This window comes from Yinghuangia seranimata, from assembly GCF_029953285.1.
Taxonomy (GTDB): domain Bacteria; phylum Actinomycetota; class Actinomycetes; order Streptomycetales; family Streptomycetaceae; genus Yinghuangia; species Yinghuangia seranimata.
Map to the genome: position 1 here is coordinate 99,431 of NZ_JASAOI010000014.1, position 22,222 is coordinate 121,652.

The 22,222-nt window shown below is 74.4% G+C and carries 24 protein-coding genes; 11 read left to right on the forward strand and 13 right to left on the reverse strand.

Annotated elements, in window-relative coordinates; translation table 11 throughout:
• Positions 1-130: 130 nt before the first annotated feature.
• Positions 131-811 (forward strand): hypothetical protein, encoded by a 681-nt coding sequence (locus tag QI554_RS10115; RefSeq protein WP_281468273.1) that lies wholly within the window; start codon positions 131-133, stop codon positions 809-811.
• 55 nt (positions 812-866) lie between these two features.
• Here QI554_RS10115 and QI554_RS10120 read toward each other — a convergent pair whose 3' ends face one another.
• Positions 867-2,060, reverse strand: a complete 1,194-nt coding sequence (locus QI554_RS10120) for an MFS transporter (RefSeq protein ID WP_281468275.1) — start codon at positions 2,058-2,060, stop codon at positions 867-869.
• Positions 2,061-2,178: 118 nt separating this feature from the next.
• Between QI554_RS10120 and QI554_RS10125 the strand changes: the two genes are divergently transcribed.
• On the forward strand, positions 2,179-2,553 hold the full coding sequence (locus tag QI554_RS10125; RefSeq protein WP_281468277.1) for an ArsR/SmtB family transcription factor: 375 nt from the start codon (positions 2,179-2,181) through the stop codon (positions 2,551-2,553).
• Between the two features lie 83 nt (positions 2,554-2,636).
• Here QI554_RS10125 and QI554_RS10130 read toward each other — a convergent pair whose 3' ends face one another.
• The 5 genes from QI554_RS10130 to QI554_RS10150 all read right to left on the reverse strand — a co-directional run bounded on the left by QI554_RS10130 (position 2,637) and on the right by QI554_RS10150 (position 6,068).
• The gene (locus QI554_RS10130) at positions 2,637-3,149 is read right to left on the reverse strand and encodes a hypothetical protein (protein WP_281468279.1); all 513 of its coding nucleotides are present in this window, start codon (positions 3,147-3,149) and stop codon (positions 2,637-2,639) included.
• Positions 3,146-3,748: an RNA polymerase sigma factor gene (locus tag QI554_RS10135; RefSeq protein ID WP_343230773.1), complete on the reverse strand. Its 603-nt coding sequence runs from the start codon at positions 3,746-3,748 to the stop codon at positions 3,146-3,148. Before QI554_RS10135 ends, QI554_RS10130 begins: the two co-directional genes overlap by 4 nt.
• A gap of 8 nt (positions 3,749-3,756) precedes the next feature.
• Positions 3,757-4,257: a DUF3995 domain-containing protein gene (locus QI554_RS10140; protein ID WP_281468280.1), complete on the reverse strand. Its 501-nt coding sequence runs from the start codon at positions 4,255-4,257 to the stop codon at positions 3,757-3,759.
• Between the two features lie 178 nt (positions 4,258-4,435).
• Positions 4,436-5,197: an ABC transporter permease gene (locus QI554_RS10145; protein WP_281468282.1), complete on the reverse strand. Its 762-nt coding sequence runs from the start codon at positions 5,195-5,197 to the stop codon at positions 4,436-4,438.
• On the reverse strand, positions 5,184-6,068 hold the full coding sequence (locus QI554_RS10150; RefSeq protein WP_281468284.1) for an ABC transporter ATP-binding protein: 885 nt from the start codon (positions 6,066-6,068) through the stop codon (positions 5,184-5,186). Before QI554_RS10150 ends, QI554_RS10145 begins: the two co-directional genes overlap by 14 nt.
• Before the next feature lie 53 nt (positions 6,069-6,121).
• On the opposite strand from QI554_RS10150, the gene QI554_RS10155 reads away from it, so the two are divergent.
• Positions 6,122-6,748 (forward strand): TetR/AcrR family transcriptional regulator, encoded by a 627-nt coding sequence (locus QI554_RS10155; RefSeq protein WP_281468287.1) that lies wholly within the window; start codon positions 6,122-6,124, stop codon positions 6,746-6,748.
• 21 nt (positions 6,749-6,769) lie between these two features.
• Here the strand turns inward: QI554_RS10155 and QI554_RS10160 are convergent, their stop codons facing one another.
• The 3 genes from QI554_RS10160 to QI554_RS10170 form a co-directional block, all read right to left on the reverse strand.
• Positions 6,770-7,165, reverse strand: a complete 396-nt coding sequence (locus QI554_RS10160; protein ID WP_281468289.1) for a MerR family transcriptional regulator — start codon at positions 7,163-7,165, stop codon at positions 6,770-6,772.
• A gap of 20 nt (positions 7,166-7,185) precedes the next feature.
• Positions 7,186-8,211, reverse strand: a complete 1,026-nt coding sequence (locus tag QI554_RS10165) for an MDR family NADP-dependent oxidoreductase (protein ID WP_281468291.1) — start codon at positions 8,209-8,211, stop codon at positions 7,186-7,188.
• 144 nt (positions 8,212-8,355) lie between these two features.
• A complete protein-coding gene (locus tag QI554_RS10170; protein ID WP_281468293.1) occupies positions 8,356-9,945 on the reverse strand; it encodes a hypothetical protein in 1,590 nt (529 codons plus the stop codon).
• A 255-nt stretch (positions 9,946-10,200) separates the two neighbouring features.
• Here QI554_RS10170 and QI554_RS10175 point away from each other — a divergent pair, with 255 nt between their 5' ends.
• Entirely contained in the window at positions 10,201-10,728 is a 528-nt protein-coding gene (locus tag QI554_RS10175; RefSeq protein WP_343230774.1) for a hypothetical protein, read from the forward strand.
• Positions 10,729-10,787: 59 nt separating this feature from the next.
• Here the strand turns inward: QI554_RS10175 and QI554_RS10180 are convergent, their stop codons facing one another.
• Positions 10,788-11,084, reverse strand: coding sequence for an SHOCT domain-containing protein (locus QI554_RS10180; protein WP_281468295.1), 297 nt, complete (start codon positions 11,082-11,084; stop codon positions 10,788-10,790).
• Positions 11,085-11,176: 92 nt separating this feature from the next.
• Positions 11,177-11,632 carry a DUF6325 family protein gene (locus QI554_RS10185; protein ID WP_281468297.1) on the reverse strand — a complete coding sequence of 152 codons (456 nt, stop codon included), beginning with the start codon at positions 11,630-11,632 and terminating at the stop codon, positions 11,177-11,179.
• Between the two features lie 191 nt (positions 11,633-11,823).
• Here QI554_RS10185 and QI554_RS10190 point away from each other — a divergent pair, with 191 nt between their 5' ends.
• On the forward strand, positions 11,824-12,237 hold the full coding sequence (locus tag QI554_RS10190) for an SHOCT domain-containing protein (RefSeq protein ID WP_281468300.1): 414 nt from the start codon (positions 11,824-11,826) through the stop codon (positions 12,235-12,237).
• A gap of 27 nt (positions 12,238-12,264) precedes the next feature.
• Complete coding sequence (locus QI554_RS10195; RefSeq protein WP_281468302.1) at positions 12,265-12,465, forward strand: hypothetical protein; 201 nt, start codon at positions 12,265-12,267, stop codon at positions 12,463-12,465.
• A gap of 89 nt (positions 12,466-12,554) precedes the next feature.
• Here QI554_RS10195 and QI554_RS10200 read toward each other — a convergent pair whose 3' ends face one another.
• Positions 12,555-15,344: a winged helix-turn-helix domain-containing protein gene (locus QI554_RS10200; protein ID WP_281468303.1), complete on the reverse strand. Its 2,790-nt coding sequence runs from the start codon at positions 15,342-15,344 to the stop codon at positions 12,555-12,557.
• 195 nt (positions 15,345-15,539) lie between these two features.
• Between QI554_RS10200 and QI554_RS10205 the strand changes: the two genes are divergently transcribed.
• Positions 15,540-17,129, forward strand: a complete 1,590-nt coding sequence (locus tag QI554_RS10205; protein ID WP_281468305.1) for an MFS transporter — start codon at positions 15,540-15,542, stop codon at positions 17,127-17,129.
• A gap of 33 nt (positions 17,130-17,162) precedes the next feature.
• Here QI554_RS10205 and QI554_RS10210 read toward each other — a convergent pair whose 3' ends face one another.
• On the reverse strand, positions 17,163-17,999 hold the full coding sequence (locus QI554_RS10210; protein WP_281468307.1) for a carbon-nitrogen hydrolase family protein: 837 nt from the start codon (positions 17,997-17,999) through the stop codon (positions 17,163-17,165).
• 212 nt (positions 18,000-18,211) lie between these two features.
• On the opposite strand from QI554_RS10210, the gene QI554_RS10215 reads away from it, so the two are divergent.
• The 4 genes from QI554_RS10215 to QI554_RS10230 all read left to right on the forward strand — a co-directional run bounded on the left by QI554_RS10215 (position 18,212) and on the right by QI554_RS10230 (position 22,098).
• Positions 18,212-19,084 carry a hypothetical protein gene (locus QI554_RS10215; protein ID WP_281468309.1) on the forward strand — a complete coding sequence of 291 codons (873 nt, stop codon included), beginning with the start codon at positions 18,212-18,214 and terminating at the stop codon, positions 19,082-19,084.
• 53 nt (positions 19,085-19,137) lie between these two features.
• The gene (locus QI554_RS10220; RefSeq protein ID WP_281468311.1) at positions 19,138-20,112 is read left to right on the forward strand and encodes a LysR family transcriptional regulator; all 975 of its coding nucleotides are present in this window, start codon (positions 19,138-19,140) and stop codon (positions 20,110-20,112) included.
• Between the two features lie 44 nt (positions 20,113-20,156).
• A complete protein-coding gene (locus QI554_RS10225) occupies positions 20,157-20,972 on the forward strand; it encodes a class I SAM-dependent methyltransferase (RefSeq protein ID WP_281468313.1) in 816 nt (271 codons plus the stop codon).
• 148 nt (positions 20,973-21,120) lie between these two features.
• Positions 21,121-22,098 (forward strand): DMT family transporter, encoded by a 978-nt coding sequence (locus QI554_RS10230; RefSeq protein WP_281468315.1) that lies wholly within the window; start codon positions 21,121-21,123, stop codon positions 22,096-22,098.
• The last annotated feature ends 124 nt before the right edge of the window (positions 22,099-22,222 follow it).

Consider the following 22,222-nt stretch of genomic DNA (forward strand, 5'->3'; position numbering starts at 1 on the left):
GTACAGGCTCCTACCCGCACCCGGGAAATCCTCCCGGCCGCGCCGTACCCGTACGCCCATGCGCCGGGCAACCGCCCTACGAACAATCCGAGTTGCTGTCACACACGGTCCGACTCCGAAGGGAAGCACGATGACCGCCGTCGCAACTCCACCGGCACGCACCGCCGTTCCGCTGCACCGTGCCGTGTTCGCTCTGCTGATCCCGGTCGGGCCGCTGGCTGTCGGAATCCTGCGGGGCATCCTGCCGTACTCGTCCACCGACGACTCCGCCGAGGTCGGCGCCAAGGTCGCGGCCCACCAGGGCACCCAGACCGCCGTCCTGTGGCTGCTCCTGCTCGCCGTCCTGACCCTGGTCCCGGGCACCGTCGCCATCGGCCTCGCCGCGATCCGCCGCAGCCCCCGGTTGGGAACCTGGGCCCTGACGCTGTCGGTGGTCGGCTTCTCGTCCGTCTTCCTCGCCGGAATCGGCGACTACCTCGCCCTCTCCGCCGCCCGCGTCGACCTGCCCGCGGCCGACACCGGCCGACTCCTCGACGACGCCGACAAGCTCGCCCCGGTCGACGCGGGCGTCCTCCTCTTCGTCCTCGGCCACATCGTCGGCATGGTCCTCCTCGGCATCGCCCTGTGGCGCACCCACCTGGTCCCGATCTGGGCCGCGGCCGCCCTGATCGTCTCCCAACCCCTGCACGCCCTCTTCGCCGTCGTCCTCCCGAACCCGCCCCTCGACGCCCTCGCATGGACGCTGACCGCCCTCGCCTTCGCCACTGCGGCGTACACGATCACGTGGCGCGGCCCCCACCCCGACGCCTGAACCCCGAAGCGCGGCCGCCCCGGATCGGGACGGCCGCGCCGGGATCGCGTGACGGTCAGTCGACGGCGAGCGGGATGCGGTCCGCGGCGACGGCCTGGTGGGAGCTCGCCACCGTGCGGGCGGAGGTGCGGCTGGTCGTGGCCGCGAAGGCGGCAGCGGCGAGGAGGAAGGCGCCGGTGTAGATGAGCAGTCCGTTCTTGCCCACCGCGGCGAGGAGGGGGCCTCCGATCGCGCTGCCGACGGCGATGCCGGTGTACTGGACGCTGGAGTTCAGCGAGACGTAGATGGGCGCGGACTGCGGCGCGAGCGCGATGATCCGGTGCTGTTGGGCCAGGGTGGCGCTCCAGCCGGTCGCGCCCCACAGGATCAGGGCGGCGGCGGTGGTGGCGAACGTGGCGTCGGCGACGGTCAGGAGCATGATCGCGGTGGCGATGCCGGTGACGCCGACGACGATGACGCGGCGGGAGCCGTAGCGGTCGATGATGTGGCCGGCGAACGGCGCGCCGATCAGGGAGCCGACGCCGAAGGCGGTGAGCGCCCACGCGAGGCGGCCCGGGCTGCCGTGGGTCGCGTCGGCGATCAGGTCGCCGAGGTAGGGGTAGATCGCGTAGACGCCGATGTAGATCCAGAACGTCACCACGAGCACGCGCTGCACGCTGAACGTCCCCAGCGGGCGCAGGCGTTCGCGCAGCGGGACGGCGGGAGGCGTGGGCACGCCGCGCAGGGACGCGGCGAGGCCGGCGAGCGCGACGGTGCCGAGCGCGGTGACCAGCCACAGCGTCGCGCGCCAGTCGGCGTGTCCGGCGAGCCAGGTGCCGAGCGGGGCGCCGGCGGCCATCGCGGTGCCCATGCCGCCGGAGACGACGGCGAGCGCGCGGGCGCGGCGTTCGGGGGCGACGAGGGAGGCGGCCGCGGCGGCGGCGTTGGGTGCGTAGAGGGCTGCGCCGGCGGCGGTGAGGACACGGGCGACGAGGGCGACGGGGTAGGTCGGCGCGAGGGCGGTCGCGGCGTTGCCGAGGGTGAAGACCGCGAGGGCGGTCAGCAGTAGTCGCCTGCGCGGCCAGGACGCGGTCGCGGCGGCGAGGAGGGGCGAGAGGACCGCGTACGCGAGGGCGAACGCGGTGACGAGCTGGCCGGCCGCGGCCGTCGACACGTCGAGGTCGGCACCGACGTCGCCGAGGATGCCGGCGATGACGAAGGTGTCGGTCCCGATCGCGAACATGCCGAGCGCGAGGACGACGAGACGCATGGAGACCCCCAGATGCGGATGCGCATTGTTTGACAGTCATCAAACCGAATCAGATAGGTTGATGGTTGTCAAACAATGAGACAATGGGGTCGGGCAAGGGAGAGAAGGGGTGGTCGGCATGGTGGAGCGCGACCTGTTCCAGCCGTCGACGGCGGACATCCGGTTGTCGGACGTCCTGGCGGCGTTCGCCGATCCGGTGCGCCTGGAGGTCGTCCGGCTGATCGACGGGCTCGGCGCCGGCGAGGACGGGGACGGTACGCCGTGCTCGCAGTACGGCGACATGCTCGGCATCCACAAGTCGACCGTGTCGCACCACCTGAAGGTGCTGCGCGAGGCCGGGGTGACGCGGACCCGCGTGCAGGGGCGCAACCGGCTGGTGCAGCTCCGGCGCGCGGACCTGGACGTGCGGTTCCCCGGGCTGGTGGACGTGGTGCTCAACGCGGCGGCGGAGGCCGACGCGAAGGCCGGAGCGGAGGCGGCCGCGGCGTCCTGACGGACGGTCGCGACGGCGGGCTCGAGGCCCGGCGGGGTGGCGGGTCACGGCCCGCCGCCCCGCCCGCGTTACGGAAGCCCGCCTCAGTCCATACGCCGCGTCAACCGGTCCAACGAGCGCCGCAGTTCGCGTCCCGCACCCGGAACGATCAGCGCCCGCCCCGGGATTCGGAGGCCTCCGGTCAGCGCCACCCGCGTCCCGGCGCCGTCCGGCAGCGGCTCCGCGGCCATGCCGATGATGACGAACCGGCTTTGCAGCCAGCACCATCCGGGCCGCACCACCCCGTCCAGGCGCGCCCGCATGCCGTAGCGGCTGCGCGCGTGCGCGGTAACGCGGTCGCCGTCGCGCGCCGTCACCCGCACGTTCCGCATGTCCGGCTGGAACTCGCCGAAGCCGCCCTCCAGATCGGACATGACGGCCCACACGTCGGCGAACTCGGCGTCGAGCACGCCCTCCACGACCCGCGCCCCCGGGATCCCGGCCGCCATGACGTGCAGCCGGCGGACGGCGTCCAGGCCGGTGTCCGGCGTAGCGGAGGCCTCGGACGCGGCTTCCGGCCGCTGGGGCCCCGGGGGCCCGGTCTCGTCGTACGTCATCCCGTCCACATCCTTCGAAAGCCCGCCCGCGCCCGGTGCAGCCGGGACTTCACCGTGCCCTCCGGCACGCCCAGCAGCGCCGCCGCCTCCTGCTCGTCCAGCCCTTCGACGTCGCGCAGCACCAGCACCGCGCGGTGTTCCGGCGACAGGCGCGCGAGGACGTCGTCGATGTCCGCGGCCAGTTGCGGGTCGCCGGGGGCCGGCAGGTCCGCCGGCTCGGCGGGGATGTCGCGCGCGTCGCGGCGGGCGACCCGGACCGCCTCGCGTGCGGCGATCGCGCGCACCCACCCGTACAGTGCGGCCGGTTCCTGCAGGCCGCGCAGCTTGCGGAAGACCACCACCAGTGTTTCCTGCACCGCGTCCTGACGGCTGCTCAGGGCGATCGGCGCGCAAATGGCCGACACGTAGGGGATCAGATGGTCGAGCAGGTCGTTCATCGCGATGGTGTCGCCGCCCCGCGCCGCGCGGGCCAGCGCGACACCGCGCTCCCGGCGCGCGTCTGCGGTGGCGGACGCGCCTACGGTGCGGCCTTCCGCGCGCGGGCCGGCCGCCGGGCGCGCGACGGCGTCCGGCGGTCGGTGCGGCACGGGTCCGGTCATGGCGACGATCATCCCCGGTCGGCCCGCACGCGCCGCCACGGCCCCGGCAGCGGCACGCCGCGACCGGCGGCGGCCAGGCGCGCCGCGGCGTATCCGAAGCCGACGCACATCGGCGTGTAGAGCAGCAGATTCAGCCGGTAGAACGCGCTGTCCGTGTCCACCCCCACGCCGAGCGCCCAGCCGACGCCGACCGTCGCGCGGACCGTCAGGCCGGTCGCCACCGCGGCCGTCACGAGCCGGGCGCCGCGCCGGGCCGCCGGAGAGCCGAGCTCGTGCGCGTGGGCGTAGACGCCCGCCGCTGCGGTGGTCAGCACGGCGCACAGCGGCAGCAACACGCGCGGCGTGAACGGCACATCGGCGTTCAGCACGGCGTACGACAACGCCGTTGCGTCACCGGCGGGCCAGGTCAGCCCGGTCGCCCAGGCCGCGTGCAGCAGCGCGTCGGCGGCCAGCAGCGCCGCGACAGCCGTCCCGGCGCGTCGGCGCCGCGCAAGCAGGCGAGTCTCCATGGAGCGGTTCCCCTTTCCGGTCCGAGCCCGCCCGGATCGGCCTCCGGGCGAGCTGTCGGTGGGAAGAGGAGGTGGGTACGGAATTCGTTCCCTGTGTCCTGCGTCACACGAGTCCCGGCCGCGGCAGAGTGCACATGGCCTGCGCCTGGTCGGGCGCCGAGGCCGCGCTCCGGCCCGGCTACCGCACGGCGAGGTGCTCGCTGTGGCGGCGGAGGCGGCGGGCGGCCAGGGTCGCCAGCGCCAGGGCGGCGGTGAGGAGGGCGGTGCAGGACGCGGCGACCGCGCCGGTGTCTCCGTCGAGCGCCGCGTGCAGCCCGTGGTTCGCCCAGAAGCCGGGGGAGACGGGTGCGATGACCGACACCCAGTGCGGCAGGACGCTGAGCGGGGCCATCGCGCCGCCGAGGCTGCTCAGGAGCATGGCGCCGACGTCGAAGGCGGCGGAGAGTTCGCTGCTGCTGCGGGCCAGGACGCCCAGCAGTGTGCCGAGGCCGAGCAGGGTGCACGTCCAGCACAGCAACACGCCGAGCAGCAGCGCCGGGTGCGCGATCCGCAGGCCGAACGCGGCGACGCCGAGGCCGAGGACGAGCGCCTGCTGGGCGAGCAGGGCGGCGATCACCGGGACCGCTTTGCCGACCAGGATCTCGGCGGGGTGCAGGGTGGTCGCGCGCAGCCGGTCCCAGGTGTGGGCGAGGCGTTCGCTCAGGATCGCGCCGCCGGAGATGCTGAGGGCGAGCAGCGAGAACGTCACGAGCGTTCCGATGACAGCCTGTTCGGTGCCCTTCGTCGTGCCGAAGGCCGCGGTGTGCAGCGGGCGCAGCAGCGTCAGGAACGCGAGCGGCAGCACCATCCGGCTGATGAGCGGGCCGGGTTCGCGCAGCATCAGCCGCAGGTTGTGGTGGACGAGGACGCCCGTGCGGGCGGCGGCGTCACGCGGCGGCATGGTCGTGAATCTCCTGGGTCGGGTGGTCGCCGAGGGACCGGTACAGGTCGTCGAGGCTGGGACGCCGGACGTCGACGGAGGCGGGTGTCCGGCCCGCCGCGAGCAGCGCGGCGAGGTCGGCGCCCGGATCGGTGGTCGCCAGGCGCAGTTCGGGTTCGGCGGCGTCGGTGAAGGTGACGCGCAGTTCGCCGGGCAGGTCGCGGGTGAGGTCGTGCCGGGTGCCGCGGGCGATCACGCGGCCGGCCCGGGCGAGCGCCAACGTGGCATCCAGGTCGACGAGTTCGGGGAGGTAGTGGGTGGTGTAAAGGACGGCCGCCCCCGCCTCGGCGCGCGCCTTGACGGCGGCGAGGAGGGCGGACCGGGTGGCGGGGTCGGCGCCCGCGGTCGGTTCGTCGAGGAGCAGCAGGGGCGGTGACGCGACCATGGCGGTCGCGGCCTGCACCCGTCGGCGCTGGCCGCCGGACAGGACGGCGACGGGACGGTCCGCCAGCTCGGTCAGGCGCAGTTCGTCGAGGACGCGGTCGATCTCGGCCTGCCGGCGGGGACCGCGCAGTCCGGCCAGCCCGGCGAACAGCCGCAGGTTCTCGTGCACGGTGGCCGCGCCGTAGAGCGCCGACTCCTGGGGCGCGACGCCGAGTCGGCGCCGCGCCTCGCGCCCGGAGCGCGCCGAGCGCAGCGCGTCGAGGCCGCCGATGCGCAGCCGGCCCGCGTCGGGGCGCACGAGGCCGGTGACGATTTCGACGAAGGTGGTCTTGCCGGCGCCGTTGTGGCCGATGAGCCCGACGATCTCCCCGGACCCGACGGTGAGGTCGAAGCCGTCGAGCACACGTCGGCCCCCGTAGCGCTTGACGAGCCCCTCGCTGATGAGCATCGGCCCTCCTCGATCCCGCATGTATACGCTGTATACGTCTACACTGTAGACCCATGGGAGGCAGGCGGGAAGAGGTTCTGGACGCGGCACTGGCGATCGCCGACGAGGCGGGGCTGGACGCGGTGTCGATGCGTGCGGTCGCCGACCGGCTCGGCGTCACGCCGATGGCGCTGTACCGGCACGTAGACGGCAAGGACGCGCTGCTGGACGGCCTCGTCGGCCGGGTGCTGGCCGGGCTCCTGCCCGCCGACGGCGGCAAGGAACTGCCGTGGGGCGAACGCCTTCGCGCGCTCGCGTACGCCTGCCGCGAGGCGACACTGCGTCACCCCTGGTCGGCACAGCTGCTGTTCTCCCGCCCGGCCGTGACCCTCGACGCGGTGCGCGTCGTCGAACTGGTCTTCACCGCCCTGCTGGACGCGGGCGTCCCCGAGCACGAAGTCCCGCGCCTGGAACGGCTGGTCAGTACCTTCGTCATCGGCTTCGCCGTCTCCGAGGCGGCCGGCCGCTTCGGCCCCGGCCGCATCGACACCCGCAGCCGCCGCGCGGGGTTCGGTGAGGGCGAACTGCCCGCCCACCAAAGGCTCGCGCCCTGGCTGGACCTCCCGCTCGACGTGGCCGCCGAGTTCGACGCCGACCTGGCCGACCTCGAACGCCTCATCGAGGCGGCCGCCCGCCGCTGACGTCCGGCCCCGGGCAGAGCCCTATGCGGTGTCCGCCGCCTCGCTGCGCCCCGTCGCGCCGGCCAGCCGGGCGCGCAGGCGGGTCAGCCGGTCGATCTCGGCGTCGAGCGCCGCGAGCCGACGGGTGACCGCGGCCGACGCGGGTGACGGCGGGTCGGACGGCGACGGAGACGCGCAGCGCGGCGTCGCGCCGTCCGTGAACATGTCCAGCCGCGCCGCGAAGCCGCGCACGTCCTCCACCGTGAGCCCGAGGTGCAGCAGTTCGCGGACGACGCGGATCCGCGCGACGTCGTCGGGCCCGTACTCGCGCTGGCCGGACGCACTGCGCGGGGGCGGGGGGAGGAGCCCGCGCTCCTCGTAGAAGCGCAGCGCCCGCGGCGTCGTGCCGGCCGCCGCGGCCGCGTCCCCGATCCTCATGCCCGCCCCCGTCCGGCCACTTACAGCTTCACCACGACCGAGCCGAAGTGGCGTCCCTCGATCAGTTCCTGCAACGCCGCCGGGGCGCGGTCGATGCCCGGGAGCGCCACGTACGGGAAGCGGATCCGCCCCTCCCGCAGCCAGCCGCCGAAGCGCTCCGTCCACTCGGCCGGCACGTCGGGGTGGTCGGTGCCGCGGTAGCCGCGCATCGAGACGCCCTGGACGATGAGCCGGTAGCTGTCGACCTCGACCGGCGCGCTGCCGCCCGCGCGGTCGCCGGACAACTGGCCGGCCAACGCGCCGACCAGCGCGATGCGCGCGCCCGGCCGCGCGGTGGCCACAGCGGCGGTCAACTGCTCGCCGCCGACGGTGTCCACGACGACGTCGACACCCTCGGGCGCGGCCTTCGCGAGGAGGTCCCCGAACGGCTCGGTTCCGCGGACGGCGACGGCGTCGAACCCGAACTCCGCCCGCAGCCGCTCGGCCTTCGCGGCCGATCCGGTGCTCCCGACCACCCGCCCCGCCCCCAACAGCCGTGCGATCTGCCCCGCGAGCACCCCGGTCGCGCCGGCCGCGCCGCTGACGAACACGGTGTCGCCGTCCCGGACGGGAGCGAGCCGGGTGAGCGCGCCGTACGCCGCCGAGCCGCTGGACAGGTGCGCCACCGGGTCCGGGAGGGCCTCGCCCACAGGGCTGCACCGCGTGGCGGGGAGCAGGGCGAACTCCCGCCAGCCGTCGAGGTGGACCACCGTCTCACCGGGCCGCAGCCCGGCCCCGTCGCCCGCCGCGACCACCTCGCCCACCGCCGGACCGAACAGCGTGTCACCCGCGCGCAGCGGCGGCAGCGGCAGCCCGCCGGTCTCGTCGCCCATCAGCGTGCGTAGCCCCGGAAACACCAGGAAGTGCCCGTTCCTGACCAGGACTTCGCCGGGTCCGGGGGCGGCGACCGGGACCTCGGCGATCCGCAGGTCGGCGGCCGTCGGCAGGCCTTGCGGCTGTACGGTCAGCCGGACTTCGCGCGAAGTGCGGGGCAGGGACGGGGTCATGAGCGGACTCCTCGGGACGCGGGTGCCGCGCCACGCCGGCCTCGGCCGTGGCGCCGCGGCGACGCTAAACCCTGACGCGCGCGTCAAGGGCAAGCCGACGCCCGTCGCACGGACGGACGTGCCGCAGGCCGGGACGCCGCCCTCTCAGCGACCGCCCTCCGGCGCGGTGCCCGGTGGCACGACGGCCGTGCCCTGGCCCCACCCCGTGTAGTTGACGCTGAACGGGTCGTCCGACGGGTCCGGCCAGCCGGTGGCAGCCCGCTCCGGGGTGACCGTCACTCCGACGTGGAACTCCAGCCTGGACGGCAGGTGTTGGGCGTCGGTGACCAGCACGAAGCCGACGACGCCGTCGGTCGGCCCGCGGCCCAGGTAGGGGCCGTACAGGAACGCGCCGCCCGGATCGGCGGCCAGCGCCGCGAGCGGGGCGTGTCCGATCAGGGTGCGGGTGCCGTCGGCGTTGGACACATCGGTGGTCAGCGCGGCGTTGTCCAGCAGCAGGACGAGGTTCGCGGGCGACACCATCCAGCGGGCCAGACGGGCGTCGTCGATCCGCGGATCCGCCGCGCGCGCGAGACCGTCCACCGCCGAGGGGGTGCCCACAGGCGACGGGAACGCCTTGATGTCGGTCGCCGTCACCCACCCTCGGTCGCCGACCAGGACCACCTCGGGCGGGTTCCACGGGTGCCCCTCGCCCATGTCGTAGCCCACCAGGGTCCGGACGTTCGCCGAGCCGTCGGTTTGGACGTCCAGCCTGGTCTCGCCCTTGATCCAGTCCCGCGCGCCGAAATTGCGGGCGCTGACCGACGCGGTCGCCAGCTGTGCCCGAATCATCGCCGCCCGAACGGCGGCCGCCTGCACGGTCTTCGGCCCGACCGAAGCCTGCTCGGTCGCCGCCGCGGCTGCAACCGCATGCGTCCGATGCGGCGGCGGCGTCACCACGCCGACCACGACCGCGAGAACCACGAACAGCACCGTGGCGATCCCCGCCACGCCACCGAGCGGTGCCGAGGACGCGGGCACGTCGGGAGCCGGAGCCGTCGCGTCGAACACCTCCTCGACGCGCGCCCGCAGGGGAGCCGCGCACAGCACCGGCACCAGCACCGGCCGCCAAGGATCGAGCAACCGCGGGTCATGATCCCGCCCCGGAAGGGCGAACGACACGAAGCCCCGCCAGGCCGCATCCAGCACCTCGCGCGCGTCGTCGTCGGCCCGCTCGGGGGAGACCCGCAGCACGGCGGCGAGCGCCGTACCGTACAGCCCGCGGCGCAGCGCGTACTCGAAGACGTGCTGCCGGTACGGGTCGAACGTCGGGACGATGTGGTTGTCGAGCGCCGCCCTCACCTGGTTCAGCCCGGCCTCGTCCTCGGTCTCGAGCAATCCGTGGCCGGGCGCGGCGTGTTCGCCGTTCTCGCCGAACATGAGGGCGTCCAGGCCCGGCCGTTGCCCGTCCTGCGCCGCGGCGACCCGGTGCCGCGCGACGACGTGCAGGAACCCGCTCAGCGGCTGCCTGACGGTGTGCCCCGCCGCGAAGTGCCCCGCGAGCTCCGCGAACACGTCCGCCGCGGCGTCGACCGCGCGGTCCCGGTCGTCGATCCGGACGGCGCAGAAGGCCAGCACCTGCCGGTGGTACCGCTCGAACACCATGCCCAACGCGTCACGCCGCGTCGCCGGATGCTCCAGGAAGCGGACCAGGTCCGCGTCCGTCCACCCGGTGCCAGGCCCCTCCACGCTCATACGCCGACCCCCCGGCCCTGAACTCCCCGGCGCCGCCGACAACTCCGACGCCCCTCACCGTCCCCGGGAATCGGCCCCCACCGGCACCCGACTCCATGCTCCCGCGCGGTCACAGAGCGTGTCCCGAAATCGCGGAACCTGCCCGTCGCGCACGCCGGATCCTGTCCACGGCGGCGCGTTCGGCCGCAGCCCTGCCGGCGACGCGCGTGCCCGCGGTTCGCGGCGTGTGTGGCGTATGACACATATGTTGGTTATGTGAGTGAATTGTCGGAAATGCCAGATGGGGCGGCGGACGACGACCGTCCCGGCGGGCGGGCGCACACGGACTACACCGGCGCGGTCTACGGCTCGCTGTTGGCGGCGTCGGTGGTCGCGGCGGTCGGGGCGTCGGGCTACAACCGGCGGTCGGAGCTGATCGTGCTCCTGCTGGTCTCGGGGCTCGTGTTCTGGGCCGCGCACGTGTACTCGCGGCTGGCCGGCGAGCGGGCCGCGCACAAGCAGGTGACCCGGCGCGAAGTCCGACGGGTCGCGGGGAGCGAGTGGTCGATCGTGGAGGCCGCGCTGCTGCCGGCCGCCGCGGTCGCGGTCAGCCCGCTGTTCGGCCTCGGGCTGAGCGGGACGGCGTGGCTGGCGATCTCCGTGGCGGTCGGCCAGCAGGTGGCGTGGGCGGTGTTGGGGGCGCTCCGGGCCGGCGCGTCGCGCGGACTGGCCGTGGTGGAGGGCGCGGTCAACCTGGTGCTCGGGCTCATCCTCGTGGCCGCCAAGGCGGCCCTCGGGCACTGAACACGCCGCGGGCCCGTCCGCGCACCGCACGGACGGGCCCGCACACCCGCGGGGCCGGGTCAGCCGGCCAGGATGCGTTCCTTCTGGACCTGGAACTCGGCGTCGGTGATGACCCCCTGGTCCTTGAGCTCGCCCAGCTGCTTCAGCTGGGCGAGCTTGTCGTCCATGCTGGGGCCGGCCGACGGGGCCGGGGGCGGGGGAGCCTCGTACTGCTGCTGCTGCTGCTGCTGGGCGGCGGCGTCGGCCTCCTGTTGGGACCAGCGGCCCGCCTGGCGGCGGGAGACACGGTTGGATACGGCGGTGGCGGTACCGGCGACGACGGCGGTACGCGCGACTCCGCGGAGAAGACCGGGCATGGTGTCCGCCTCCTGAGGGCTCGGGCTTGCGCGGTGGGGGTGGGTTCGAAGCGTCGGATCGGCTTTTCGGCGTTGCGGTACGGAGGTGCGGCTCAGCCGCCCGCCTCCGCCGCCTCGATGGCGTCGAGGGCGCCGACCAGCTCGTCGTGCGGGATGCGGCCGCTCGCGACCAGCCGGGCGTCGGCGCGGCGCAGGGCCGCGACGAACGGCGCCGCCCAGGCGTTCTCGTACAGCAGGATGGCCGCCGAGCTGCCCGGCTCCAGGACCGCACCGGCCTCGTTGAGCTCGTCGTCGCCGATCAGCCCGGACGAGGCGCCTTCGAACACGGCCAGGTCCAGCTGCCCGTCGGCGTCGAGGTCGGCGATCTCGACCGCGGCGATCGAGCCGTCCGTGCCGCGCGCGACGAAGACCAGGTCGAGGATCCGGATGATCCCCGCGTCGACGAGGTCGAGCAGGATCGGCAGTCCTTCGCCCGTCAGCTTGCTGCCGGGGAACTCGACCACCAGGTAGTCGACGGGGCCCATCTCAGCCCCGGGGGTCTCGGTCATGTGTCCTCCTCGGGCGGTTGCGCGCGGCTGTCCGCCGCGCCCGCGTTCGGTGGCTTTCAGCCTCTCCCCGGCGGCCGGTCCGTGGATCACCCCTGGCGGGTGGTACGCGCACGCCGTCGGGCGGCGACGCTGATCTCGGGGGATGCCCGAGGTCCTCGGGGGACGCCCGAGGCCGATCGAGGAGGCCCGCGATGGACTACCCGCTGCTCAACGTGTTCTTCACGACGATGTGGATCTTCCTGTGGATCCTGTGGTTCTTCCTGCTCTTCCGCGTCCTGAGCGACCTGTTCCGGGACGACGAGGTCAGCGGTTGGGGCAAGGCCGGCTGGGCGGTCTTCCTGATCTGCCTGCCGTTCCTCGGCGTGCTGGTGTACCTGATCGCCCGCGGCAAGGGCATGGGCATGCGCGAGATGGCGCGCGCGCAGAAGAACGAGGAGGAGTTCCGCGCGTACGTGCGTGACGCGGCCGCCGAGGGGCAGGAGGGCCAGGCCACGACCTGGAAGGCCAGCCCGGTCGACGAGCTGTCGCGGCTGGCCGAGCTCAAGAGTCGCGGTGACATCAGCGAGGAGGAGTACCAGCGGATGAAGGCGAAGGTCATGGCCTGACAGGCGGCCCACGGTTCGGAGGCGGGCATGCGGTACGAGTTCCGCGTCACCGGGACGATGTCGGATGCCCTGCGCGAGGAGGGCTTCCCGGAGCTGGAGAGCGTGGTGGTGTCGAGCCAGACCGTGCTGATCGGGCAGATCGTCGACGACGCGCAGCTGTACGGCCTCCTGGCCCGTTTCCAGTCCCTGGGGCTGCGCGTCGCGGAGTTCCGGCAACTGCCTGAGTGACCGCGGGTACCGCGGTGAAAACCGCAGCCGGGTCCGGTCGACCGGAAGGTCGCCCGGACCCGGCTGCGGTCTTCGCACTCCGGAAGGCTCTAGAGCATCCCCAGCCGGCGCGCCCTGCGGACCGCCTCGGCGCGCCGGGTGACGTTCAGCTTGCGGTGGATGCTCTTGAGGTGGGTCTTCACGGTGTTGACCGACAGGTGCAGGTCGGCCGCTATCTCCTCGGTCGACCTCATCTCGGCGGCCAGGCCCAGGACCTCCTGCTCGCGGCCGCTCAACGGCTCGACCGGGGCCTGGTCGCCCGACGCCGGGTCGGCCCCGCCGCCGGGCGTCGCCCCCGACGCCCGCACGTCCTCCGGCAGCCACGCGTGGTCCGCGACCAGGCCGGGGCGCCGCCGCACGAGGCGGCGCAGCCACGGCCCCGCGTCGACGATCGGGCGCCGCAGGACGTCCGGCCGCGCCACGGTGAACGCGCGGGCCAGCAGGTGCTGCGCGGCGTCGTGGTCGCCGCTCAGCTCGGTCGCCTCGGCCCGGCCGAGCAGGACCCGTACGGCGATGGCGGGTGCCGCCGTCGAGGCGGGCACGCCCGTCAACGCGCGCAGTGCCTCGGGCGCGTCGCCCGACGCCAGGTGGGCCCGCGCGTGCGCGACGGCCCGCTCGGCCTCGCTCCCGGTGCCGGCCGACAGCACGTCGAGGGCCGCGGCGGCGTCCCCCTGCCCGAGGAGGGCCGCGGATGCGGCGAGCGCCGCCCGCCGCGTGGCCCACCGCGACGCGTGGTCCACGCCCGTGGGCAGCTCGGAGTCGGCGACGGCGGCGAGGGCGCCGTGCGGGTCGCCCTTGCACAGCGCGAGCTTGGAGCGCAGCGTCGCGAGCACGAGCGCCTCGAGGGGGTCGTGCGCGCCCCCGTCCGCGTCTCCGCCGCCGGTGAGCGCTTCGAAGCGCGCCAGGTAGCGCTCGGCTTCGGTGATCTCGTCGTGCTCGGCGGCCACGTCGGCGAGCACCAGGTACGCGATGCCGCAGCGGTCGGTCGGCGGCACGTGCTCCCGCTCGACCTCCGCGAGAGCCTGCCGGGCCCGCGTCTCGGCACGGCCGGGCGCGCCGCCGAGCAGGTCCGCGAGGGCCAGGAGGCTCACGGACTCGTGCCGCGCCGCCGTGCGCTCCGCGCCGCGGGCCTCGTCGGCCGCCCCGTACAGCGCGTCGCGCGCGGCCGTGATGCGGCCTTCCCAGAGCCGGGACGCGCCGAGCTCGTTCAGCAGGAGCGCGGCGACCTCGTGCTGCCGGGCCCGCAGTTCGGCGGGGGCGTCGGGGACGTGGGCGGTCGGCCGGTCGGTGGCTCGCGCGGCCTCCTCGGCGAGGTCCGTCGTGCCGGCCATCCGGCCCGCGACCGCGCTCAGGCACGCGTGTTCGAGGCGCCGGACGGCCGCGGCGGTGCCCGGTTCCGCGGCGCCGCCGGACTCCGCTGAATGCGGATCCGTGCCGGCGGCGGCCGCCGCGCGCTCCAGGTGGCCGAGCCCGGCCTCGACGTCGTGGGCGGCCAGCGCCCGGGCCGCACGGATGAGTTCGGCGTCCTCGCCCGGTGCCGAGGGCGGCATCGTGTCGAACAGCGCGGCGAGCTGGCCGCTGCCGGGGTCGGCGAGCAGCCGCGTGACGCCCAGGTCGTCGACCAGCCAGGTCGCGGCGAGGTCCCAGCGCCCGGCCGCGGCGGCGTGCCGCAGCGCCTCGTCGAGGTGGCCCTCGCGGTGCAGCCAGCGGCCGGCCTTCTCGTGCAGCCGCTCGGTCAGCCCGGGGGCGCGGGCCCGCAGGTGCACGCGCAGGATCTCCGCGAAGATCGGGCTGTGCCGGTACCAGGCGCCGTCCGCCGGGGTGACGAACGCGTTCGCGCGGGCGAGTTCGTCCAGGACACGGCCGGCGTCGCTGCCGCCGGTGAGCGCGTCGGCCAGGTCGGGGTGGGTGCGTTCGAGGATGCTCGTGCGCAGCAGCAGGTCCTGGACCTCGGGCGGCTGGGCGTCGAGCACCTCGGCGAGCAGGAAGTCGGCGACGACGCTGTGCCCGGCCTCGAACTCCTTGAGGTACGTCTCCGGGTCGGTGGACCGGGTCGCGGCCAGCGCGCACAGCCGCAGGCCCGCGGCCCATCCCTCGGTGCGTTCGGCCAGCGCGCGCACCCCGTCGTCCGACAGGTCGAGCCCGTGCCGCCGCATCAGGACGGCGGTCTCCTCCGGGGTGAAGGCCAGGTCCGCCGCGCGGATCTCGGCCACGTCGCCGGACGCCCGGTAGCGGTGCAGCGGCAGCACCGGGTCGGTGCGTCCGACCAGGACGAGGCGCAGGCCGTCGCCCGCGTACCGGAGCAGGTCGTGCAGCCCGGCGGCCACCTGGGGGTCGTCGGCGCCGTCGAAGTCGTCGAGGACGACGGCGATCGGCCGCGGCGCGGACAACTCGGCGGCGAGGCGGCGCGAGGGGCTGCGGTCGAGGTCGGCGGCCGTGTCGGCGGGGTCCGCGGGCGCGGACACCTTCGTGTGGACGGCCTCCGCGAGGTGGGCCCAGAAGACGCGCGGGTCGGTGTCGTCCGCGTCGACGGTCAGCCACGCCACCGGCATACCGGCCTGCCCGGACCGGGCCCAGTCGGCGACGGCGAGCGTCTTGCCCGCCCCGGCGGGGCCGCTGACCAGGGTGAGCGGGTGCCGTATCGCCTCGGTGAGGCGCCGCGACAGGCGCGTGCGGCTGACGAAGGTCTCGGGGGTCGGCGGGACGCGCAGGTGCGGGCCGGGAGGGGAGTCCGCGGCGCCGTGCGGTGCCGTGTCCGCTCCCGGGACGGGGGCCCCGGGGGAGGCCGGCGAGGCGCGGGGCGCGCGGTGCGACCGCGCGGGTCGGGCTTCCGGAGCCATGGCGATCACCACCGCAGGGCCGGGCATGCGCGCGTGCGCGCACTGCGTTGTTGGTCTCCATTTGATCGTGGCTGCGGTGGTCCGCGACCGCAACTCACCCCGCACAGGTGATCCGCGGCGCCGGGACCGGCCCCTACCGTCGCGGTGAGACGCGGCGTCCCTCGCGGACGCCTGCCCCGACGCCCGGAGGTCTGCATGGGCCGCTGGAAGGCACTGTTCGTACTCGGGATCGGCCAGTTCCTGATGGTGCTCGACGCGTCGGTGATGAACGTGTCGATCAGCCAGCTGGTCGAGGACTTCGACACCGAGGTCACCGCGATCCAGGGCGTCATCACGCTGTACACGCTGGTGATGGCGGCCTTCATGCTGACCGGCGGCAAGCTCGGCGACATGTTCGGGCGGCGCCGCGCGTTCATCGTCGGGCTGTGCGTGTACGGCGTCGGCTCGGGGCTCACCGCGATCGCGCCCACGCTGTGGGTGCTGGCGCTCGGCTGGTCGGTCATCGAGGGGCTGGGCGCGGCGCTGGTGCTGCCGGCCCTGGCGGCACTGGTCGCGGGCGCGTACCAGGGCCGCGACCGGGCGGTGGCGTACGGCGTGATCGGTGGCCTGGCCGGCGCGGGCATCGCGGTCGGGCCGCTGCTCGGTGGCTGGACCACCACCTATCTGACGTGGCGGCTGGTGTTCGCCGGCGAGGTGGTGCTGGTCGTGCTGATGCTCGCGCTCATGCGCTGGGTGCCCTCGGACGAGCCCCCCGAGCGGCGTCCGCGGCTGGACGTGGCCGGGGTGGTGCTGTCCGCGGCCGGTCTCGCGGTCATCGTGCTGGCGGTGCTGCAGAGCAGCTCGTGGGGCTGGCTCAAGCCGCGCAACCCGCCGTTCACCGTCCTCGGCTTCTCCCCGACCCTGTTCGCCGTCGCGCTGGGCTTCCTGCTGCTGGAGGTGTTCCGGCGGCACGAGCACCGGCTGGAGGCGCGGGGCCGCGAACCGCTGCTGCGGTTCGGCCTGTTCGCCAACCTGCCGCTGCGTTCGGGCCTGGTGACGCTGTTCAACCAGAACACCATCATGCTCGGCGTGTTCTTCGTGATCCCGCTGTACCTGCAGGTCGTGCAGGGCCTGGACGCGTTCGAGACGGGCGTGAAGCTGCTGCCCGTGTCGGTCACGATGCTGATCGCCTCGATGGGCGGCAGCCGGCTGGTGCGGTTCGCGTCCCCGCGCGCGATCGTCCGGGTCGGGCTGCTGGTCCTGCTCGCCGCGACGCTCTGGCTGGTCGGCACCATCGAGCCGGAGCTCGGCGGGGTGCAGTTCGGCTTCGCGATGGGCCTGCTCGGCCTGGGCATGGGGCTGCTCGCCTCGCAGCTGGGCAACGTCGTGCAGTCCAGCGTCGAGGAGGCCGACCGCAGCGAGGCGGGCGGCCTCCAGTACACGGCGCAGAACCTCGGCTCGTCGGTCGGCACCGCGCTGATCGGCGCCATCCTGATCGGCGCCCTCGCCGGCTCGTTCAGCGCGAAGATCCAGGACGACCCGCGCATCTCCGACGCGGTCCAGAGCCAGGCGACCGTGCGGATCGAGGCCGGCGTCGCGTTCGTCCCGACGGACGACGTCGCCAACGCCCTGCACGCGAGTGGCGCGGTCTCCGCCCCCGAGGCCGACGCGATCGTCGACAACTACAGCGAGGCGCAGATCGACGGCCTCAAGGTCGCCGTCCTCGCCTGCGCGGGCATCACCGCCGTGAGCTTCCTCTTCACGAGCCGCCTCCCGTCGGAACGGCCGGTGCGGCGCAAGAGCTGACCGATCCGTCCTGACCAGGTGGCCGTGGGGCCGTCAGCCCAGATACCGCCGCCTGTTGTCGCCCGGGCCGTTCGGCAGGTCGGCGAGCATCGTCAATTCGGCGCGTACGCGGGCGAGTTCGTTCGGATCGAGGTCCGCGCACACCACGGCCTCGCCCTCGCCGGGCCCTTGCGCGACGAGTCGGCCGTCCGGGCCCCACACGGCGCTTCCGCCCGCCGCCAGCCACGGGCCGGCCGGGCCGACGTGGTTGGACAGCAGCGCGTACATCGTGTTGTCGATCGCCCGGGCAGGGAACCAGCCGCGCACCTGGACCTCGCCGCCGCCGCAGCTGAACAGGCCGCCGACCAGGTACGCGTGGCAGCCGTCGAGGGCGGCGGCGCGGGCGTGCTCGGGGAAGCCGGAGTCGTAGCAGATGCCGAGTCCGAGGCGCCATCCGTCGAGGGTGAAGGTGCAGGCCGACCGGCCCGGCACGTAGTACTTCACCTCGGTCGCGAACAGGTGCTGCTTGTCGGCGCGGCCGACGACCTTGCCGGCCCCGTCGACGACCAGCGCGGAGACGTACAGCCGCCCGGTGTCGGCGACGACGGCGCCGACGACGGCCGCGGTGCCGGTGGCGCGGCAGGCCTCGGCTATCGGGTCCAGGCGCGGGTCGGTCTCGGTGACGGCGTACGTGTCGGGGTCGGAGGCGATCAGGCCGGGCTCGTAGCCGGTCAGGATCTTCTCGGGCAGGACGACCAGCGCGGCACCGGCGTCGGCGGCCTTGTGGACCAGCCGCGCCACGGTGGCGGTGTTGGCGGCGATGTCGCCGGGAACGGACGCGGTCTGTGCGGAGGCGACCCGAAGGGTGCGGGTCGGCAGAGCCGTGATCATGGACCTTCAACCTATCGGACCCCTGGGCACTGGGGCGAGGCCCCCGGGCGACCGCGGATCGGCGCCGCTGCCTACTCGGCGAACTGCCGTGCGGCGGCTGCCTGGACGGGCTCGCCGGAGGCCCGGATACCCCGGAGTTCTTCCGCGATTGTGCGAACGTCCGCTCCGGTCCGTGGCAAGATCCACGCAGGGGCGGGCGTGGGGGAGGATCTGTGGCGGGGTGGCGTCGTGCTGTGCTGTTCGGCGGGGGCGTCGGGGCACTGGCGGCCGGGGTGGTACTGGTCATCTGGTCGGTCGATGTGCGGACGTCGTTGTTGTTCGGCGCGGTCGTCGCCGTGGTGACGGCGCTGGCGGGCGGAGTCGTGGTCTTCGCCCTCGCCGGGGTCCGGACGGCCGTCGGACGGTTCGCGGGCGAACAGCCCGTCCACGTCGGCACGGCGCCGTTCCCGTCGACCGGTGACGGGTTCCGCTGGGTGGTCCCGGACGTCCTCGACGCGCCGCGGTCGGACCAGCCGCTGACGCAGTGGGCCCAGGAGCGCGGCGGGGTGCTGGCGCACCCGTACCGCCTGGACATCCTCGTGGAGGGGCGGGCCGCGCAGGCCGTCGTGCTGCACGGGCTGCGGGCCGTGGTCACCGAGCGCCGGGACGCGATGGACGGGACGTACTGCCAGGGCGTCGAACCGACCGGCATGCCGCTGACGCCGCGGACCTTCCACCTCGACCTGGACGCCGATCCGCCGTACCTGTGGCCGTCCCACCACCCGCTCGACGACACACCGGACTTCCCGTACACGGTGACCAGCGGTGACCCCGAGCTGTTCCACGTCCAGGTCACCGCGCTCGACGCGGACTACGCGTGGCACCTGGAGCTCGACTGGACCGTCGCGGGCCGGAGCGGCACGTACGTCATCGACGACTACGGCAAGCCCTTCACCGTTGCCGCCGTCGGCAGCCGGCCCGAGCTGCGCCGTGAGACGGAGGGGTGGCAGGCCGTCGACGGCTCGGACGACCGCGCGCACCTGCGGACGTGGCGTGCCACGCAGCGCCGCGAGACGCAGGCCGGGGGCGGCGCGGGCGTGTCCTGACCGCCGGTCGGCAGGCGATGGCCCGCCGCGAGACCTGCTCGTACAGTGGCCGCATGCACTCCGGGACCGCCGACCTCGACCTCCGCAAGCTGCGGGTGCTGCGCGAACTCGCCGAGCGCGGCACGGTGTCAGCCGTCGCCGAGGCGCTGCACCTGACGCCGTCCGCGGTGTCGCAGCAGCTCAGCGCGCTGGCCCGGGAGACCGGTGTGCGGCTGCTCGAGCCGGCGGGGCGGCGTGTGCGGTTGACCGGTGCGGCGCGTGTGCTGCTCCGGCACGCCGACGAGCTCTTCGCGCGGCTCGAGCGGGTGCAGGCGGATCTGGCGGCTTTTCAGGACGGCGCGAGCGGCGAGGTGCGGGTCACGGCGTTCAGTTCGGCGATCACCGGTCTGGTGCTGCCGGCCTTGCGCGAGCTGCGCGAGACGAGTCCCGGCCTGGCGCTGACGCTGTGCGAGTCCGAAGTGCCGGGGGCCTACACAGGCCTGGTGCACGGCGAGACGGACCTCGTGATCGCCGTCGTCGCGCCCGGCGACCCGCCGGCCGACGACGCCCGCTTCGCCCGAGTATCGCTGCTCGCCGATCCGCTCGACGTCATGCTGCACGCCGACCACCCGCGTGCCAAGGAACGCGCCCTCGACCTCGCCGACCTGGTCGACGAGGTGTGGGTGACCGGCTCGAGCGGGTCGTGTTCGAAGCTGACCGCCACGGCGTGCGCGTCGGTCGGCTACGCGCCGCGCGTCGTGCATCGTGCCGACGAGTGGACGACGGTGTTCGGGCTGGTCGAGGCCGGGCTCGGGATCTCGTTGGTGCCCAGGCTGGTGACGTCGCGGATCGCCGCCCCGCCGCCCGGGGAGCGCGGCGTGGTCATCCGCGAGCTGACCGGTGCCCCGCCGATGCGGCACATCACCGTGTTCGTCAGGAACGGCGCCGAGCGTGCCCCGCACATCGCGGCCGTCCTCGACGCGCTGACCCGGCAGGCCGAACGGGTGCGCGGCGGCCGCCCGTTGTCGGTCGTCGCCGGTGGCGCCTGAGTCGGACGGGCTCCCACGCCGGGTCCATCTGACAGGGTGGTTGCATGGACGACGCGGTGAGGTTCGACCCCGATCTGTACCAGGGCACGGCCGGGTTCTACGACCGCTACCGGTTGCCCTATCCCGACGCCATGACCGCCGACCTCGTGCGCAGGACCGCGCCGTCGGGCGCCGGACGGCTGCTCGATCTCGCGTGCGGCACAGGCCAGTTGACCTTCCCGCTGCGCGGCTCGTTCGCCGAGGTGTGGGCGGTGGACGCCGAACCCGACATGACCGCGGCGGTGCGCGCGAAGGCCGCCTCCGACGCCGGGATCCGCGCGGTCACCGCGGCCGCCGAGGAACTGGACGCCGAGGCGGGCGCGTTCGAACTCGTCGTGATCGGCAACGCCTTCCACCGGCTCGACCGCGCCTCGGTCGGCCGGCGCGCGTTCACGTGGCTGCGGCCCGGCGGGCATCTCGCGCTGTGCTGGTCCACGTCGCCTTGGACGGGCGACCTCGACTGGCAGCGCGCGCTCGACGACCTGCTCGGCCGGTGGAAGGCGGCGCTGGGCGCGGCCGACCGCGTCCCGTCCGGCTGGGACCGGCAGCGGCGGCGTGACCCGGACGGCGAGGTGCTGGCCCGGGCCGGGTTCGAGGCCGCCGGGAGGCGCGACTTCCCGACCGCGCACGCGTGGACGGTCGAGGAGCTCGCGGGGCACGTCAGGTCGACGTCGTTCCTGCCGCCCTCGGTCCTCGCGGACCGGGGCGACGCGTTCGACGCCGAACTGTCTTCTGTGCTCGGCCCGTTCGCGACCGGCGGCCGCCTGGCGGAGACGGTCGCCTTCGCGTACGACCTCTTCCGCACGCCGGTCGGCGGGTAGCGGGCCGCCTGAATATTCAGGTTTTGCTTAATGTTCTGCTGCGGATTATGTCGATGGACGTAAACAGTCGCCGACCGGCAGCCTTGCGTACAGGGCGAGGCGGCGCACCCGGCGCCGCCTCCCGGGGCTGGCGAAGGGGTCGGTGGCCATGGGCGGCGCGGCGCGGTGGGGGAGCCTGGGGCGGGTCGCGCTCCTCGCGGCGGTGTGGGGGTCGAGCTTCCTGTGGATCAAGCTCGCGCTGCGCGGGTTCTCGCCCGTCGAGGTCGCGCTGGTCCGCGTCGCGCTCGGCGCGGCCGTGCTGCTGGCCATCGCCGGGATGCGCGGCGCGCGCATGCCGCGCGGGCTGCGCACCTGGACACACCTGACGGTCGCGGCGTTCTTCAACAACGCCTTGCCGTATGCCCTGTTCGCGTTCGGCGAGCAGAGCGTCGACAGCAACATCGCCGGCGTCATCAACGCCACGACACCGCTGTGGACGCTGCTGCTCGCCGTCCTGGTCGGCTCGGGTGTGCGCCTGTCGGTGGGTCAGGTCGCGGGCCTGTTCCTCGGGTTCGCAGGTGTGCTGGTGATCCTCGCGCCGTGGCGGTCGGCGGGGGCGTTCGGCGCGGGCGCCGCGGTGATCACGGTGGCGGCGTTCTGCTACGCCGTCAGTTACCTCTACATCGAGCGCTACCTGTCCGGGCGCGGACTCGACCCGATCGCCATGTGCGGTACGCAACTCCTCGCGGCCACAGGCCTGTTGGCACTCGTCTTGCCGTTCACCGGCGATGTGTCGGTCGATCCGCGGCCGGACGCGCTCGCCGCCGTCGCCGTCCTCGGCATGATCGGCACGGGCATCGCGATCGCCCTCAACTTCCGGCTGATCGTGGACGACGGCGCCGCGGTCGCCTCGTCGGTCACCTATCTGCTGCCGCCCGTCTCGGCGCTGCTCGGCGCGGTCGTCCTGGGCGAACCGTTCGGTCTGCGGATGACGGCGGGTATCGCGGTCGTCCTGGCGGGCATCGCGCTCAGCCGCCGCAAGCCGGCCGCCGCGCCCGCGGTCGAGGCGCGCGGGGACGATCCCGGGACCCTGCCGACGCCGACCGCGACCGGCCGTTCCGCCCCGCGCGCCCGCGCCGGGGTGTAGCGTCGACCCTCCGCCCCCCTGATTCGGATGCCCCGGCCACCAACCCCGCCGGGGCATCCGGCATTTCGTGTGCCGGTCGAGGATGCGCCCGTGCGCGGGCACCGGTTCACGCGGTCCGCGGGCG

Bases quoted from the DNA above. Each gene is read 5' to 3' on its own strand.
- QI554_RS10195 (WP_281468302.1), top strand. From the start codon at position 12,265: ATGCGGTACGAGTTCCGCGTCACCGGGACGATGTCGGATGCCCTGCGC.
- QI554_RS10160 (WP_281468289.1), bottom strand. From the start codon at position 7,165: ATGAGGATCGGGGACGCGGCCGCGGCGGCCGGCACGACGCCGCGGGCG.
- QI554_RS10220 (WP_281468311.1), top strand. From the start codon at position 19,138: ATGCACTCCGGGACCGCCGACCTCGACCTCCGCAAGCTGCGGGTGCTG.
- QI554_RS10155 (WP_281468287.1), top strand. From the start codon at position 6,122: ATGGGAGGCAGGCGGGAAGAGGTTCTGGACGCGGCACTGGCGATCGCC.
- QI554_RS10180 (WP_281468295.1), bottom strand. From the start codon at position 11,084: ATGCCCGGTCTTCTCCGCGGAGTCGCGCGTACCGCCGTCGTCGCCGGT.
- QI554_RS10205 (WP_281468305.1), top strand. From the start codon at position 15,540: ATGGGCCGCTGGAAGGCACTGTTCGTACTCGGGATCGGCCAGTTCCTG.
- QI554_RS10190 (WP_281468300.1), top strand. From the start codon at position 11,824: ATGGACTACCCGCTGCTCAACGTGTTCTTCACGACGATGTGGATCTTC.
- QI554_RS10165 (WP_281468291.1), bottom strand. From the start codon at position 8,211: ATGACCCCGTCCCTGCCCCGCACTTCGCGCGAAGTCCGGCTGACCGTA.
- QI554_RS10140 (WP_281468280.1), bottom strand. From the start codon at position 4,257: ATGGAGACTCGCCTGCTTGCGCGGCGCCGACGCGCCGGGACGGCTGTC.
- QI554_RS10210 (WP_281468307.1), bottom strand. From the start codon at position 17,999: ATGATCACGGCTCTGCCGACCCGCACCCTTCGGGTCGCCTCCGCACAG.
- QI554_RS10200 (WP_281468303.1), bottom strand. From the start codon at position 15,344: ATGGCTCCGGAAGCCCGACCCGCGCGGTCGCACCGCGCGCCCCGCGCC.
- QI554_RS10170 (WP_281468293.1), bottom strand. From the start codon at position 9,945: ATGAGCGTGGAGGGGCCTGGCACCGGGTGGACGGACGCGGACCTGGTC.
- QI554_RS10225 (WP_281468313.1), top strand. From the start codon at position 20,157: ATGGACGACGCGGTGAGGTTCGACCCCGATCTGTACCAGGGCACGGCC.
- QI554_RS10130 (WP_281468279.1), bottom strand. From the start codon at position 3,149: ATGACGTACGACGAGACCGGGCCCCCGGGGCCCCAGCGGCCGGAAGCC.
- QI554_RS10125 (WP_281468277.1), top strand. From the start codon at position 2,179: ATGGTGGAGCGCGACCTGTTCCAGCCGTCGACGGCGGACATCCGGTTG.
- QI554_RS10145 (WP_281468282.1), bottom strand. From the start codon at position 5,197: ATGCCGCCGCGTGACGCCGCCGCCCGCACGGGCGTCCTCGTCCACCAC.
- QI554_RS10115 (WP_281468273.1), top strand. From the start codon at position 131: ATGACCGCCGTCGCAACTCCACCGGCACGCACCGCCGTTCCGCTGCAC.
- QI554_RS10120 (WP_281468275.1), bottom strand. From the start codon at position 2,060: ATGCGTCTCGTCGTCCTCGCGCTCGGCATGTTCGCGATCGGGACCGAC.
- QI554_RS10150 (WP_281468284.1), bottom strand. From the start codon at position 6,068: ATGCTCATCAGCGAGGGGCTCGTCAAGCGCTACGGGGGCCGACGTGTG.
- QI554_RS10185 (WP_281468297.1), bottom strand. From the start codon at position 11,632: ATGACCGAGACCCCCGGGGCTGAGATGGGCCCCGTCGACTACCTGGTG.
- QI554_RS10135 (WP_343230773.1), bottom strand. From the start codon at position 3,748: ATGACCGGACCCGTGCCGCACCGACCGCCGGACGCCGTCGCGCGCCCG.
- QI554_RS10230 (WP_281468315.1), top strand. From the start codon at position 21,121: ATGGGCGGCGCGGCGCGGTGGGGGAGCCTGGGGCGGGTCGCGCTCCTC.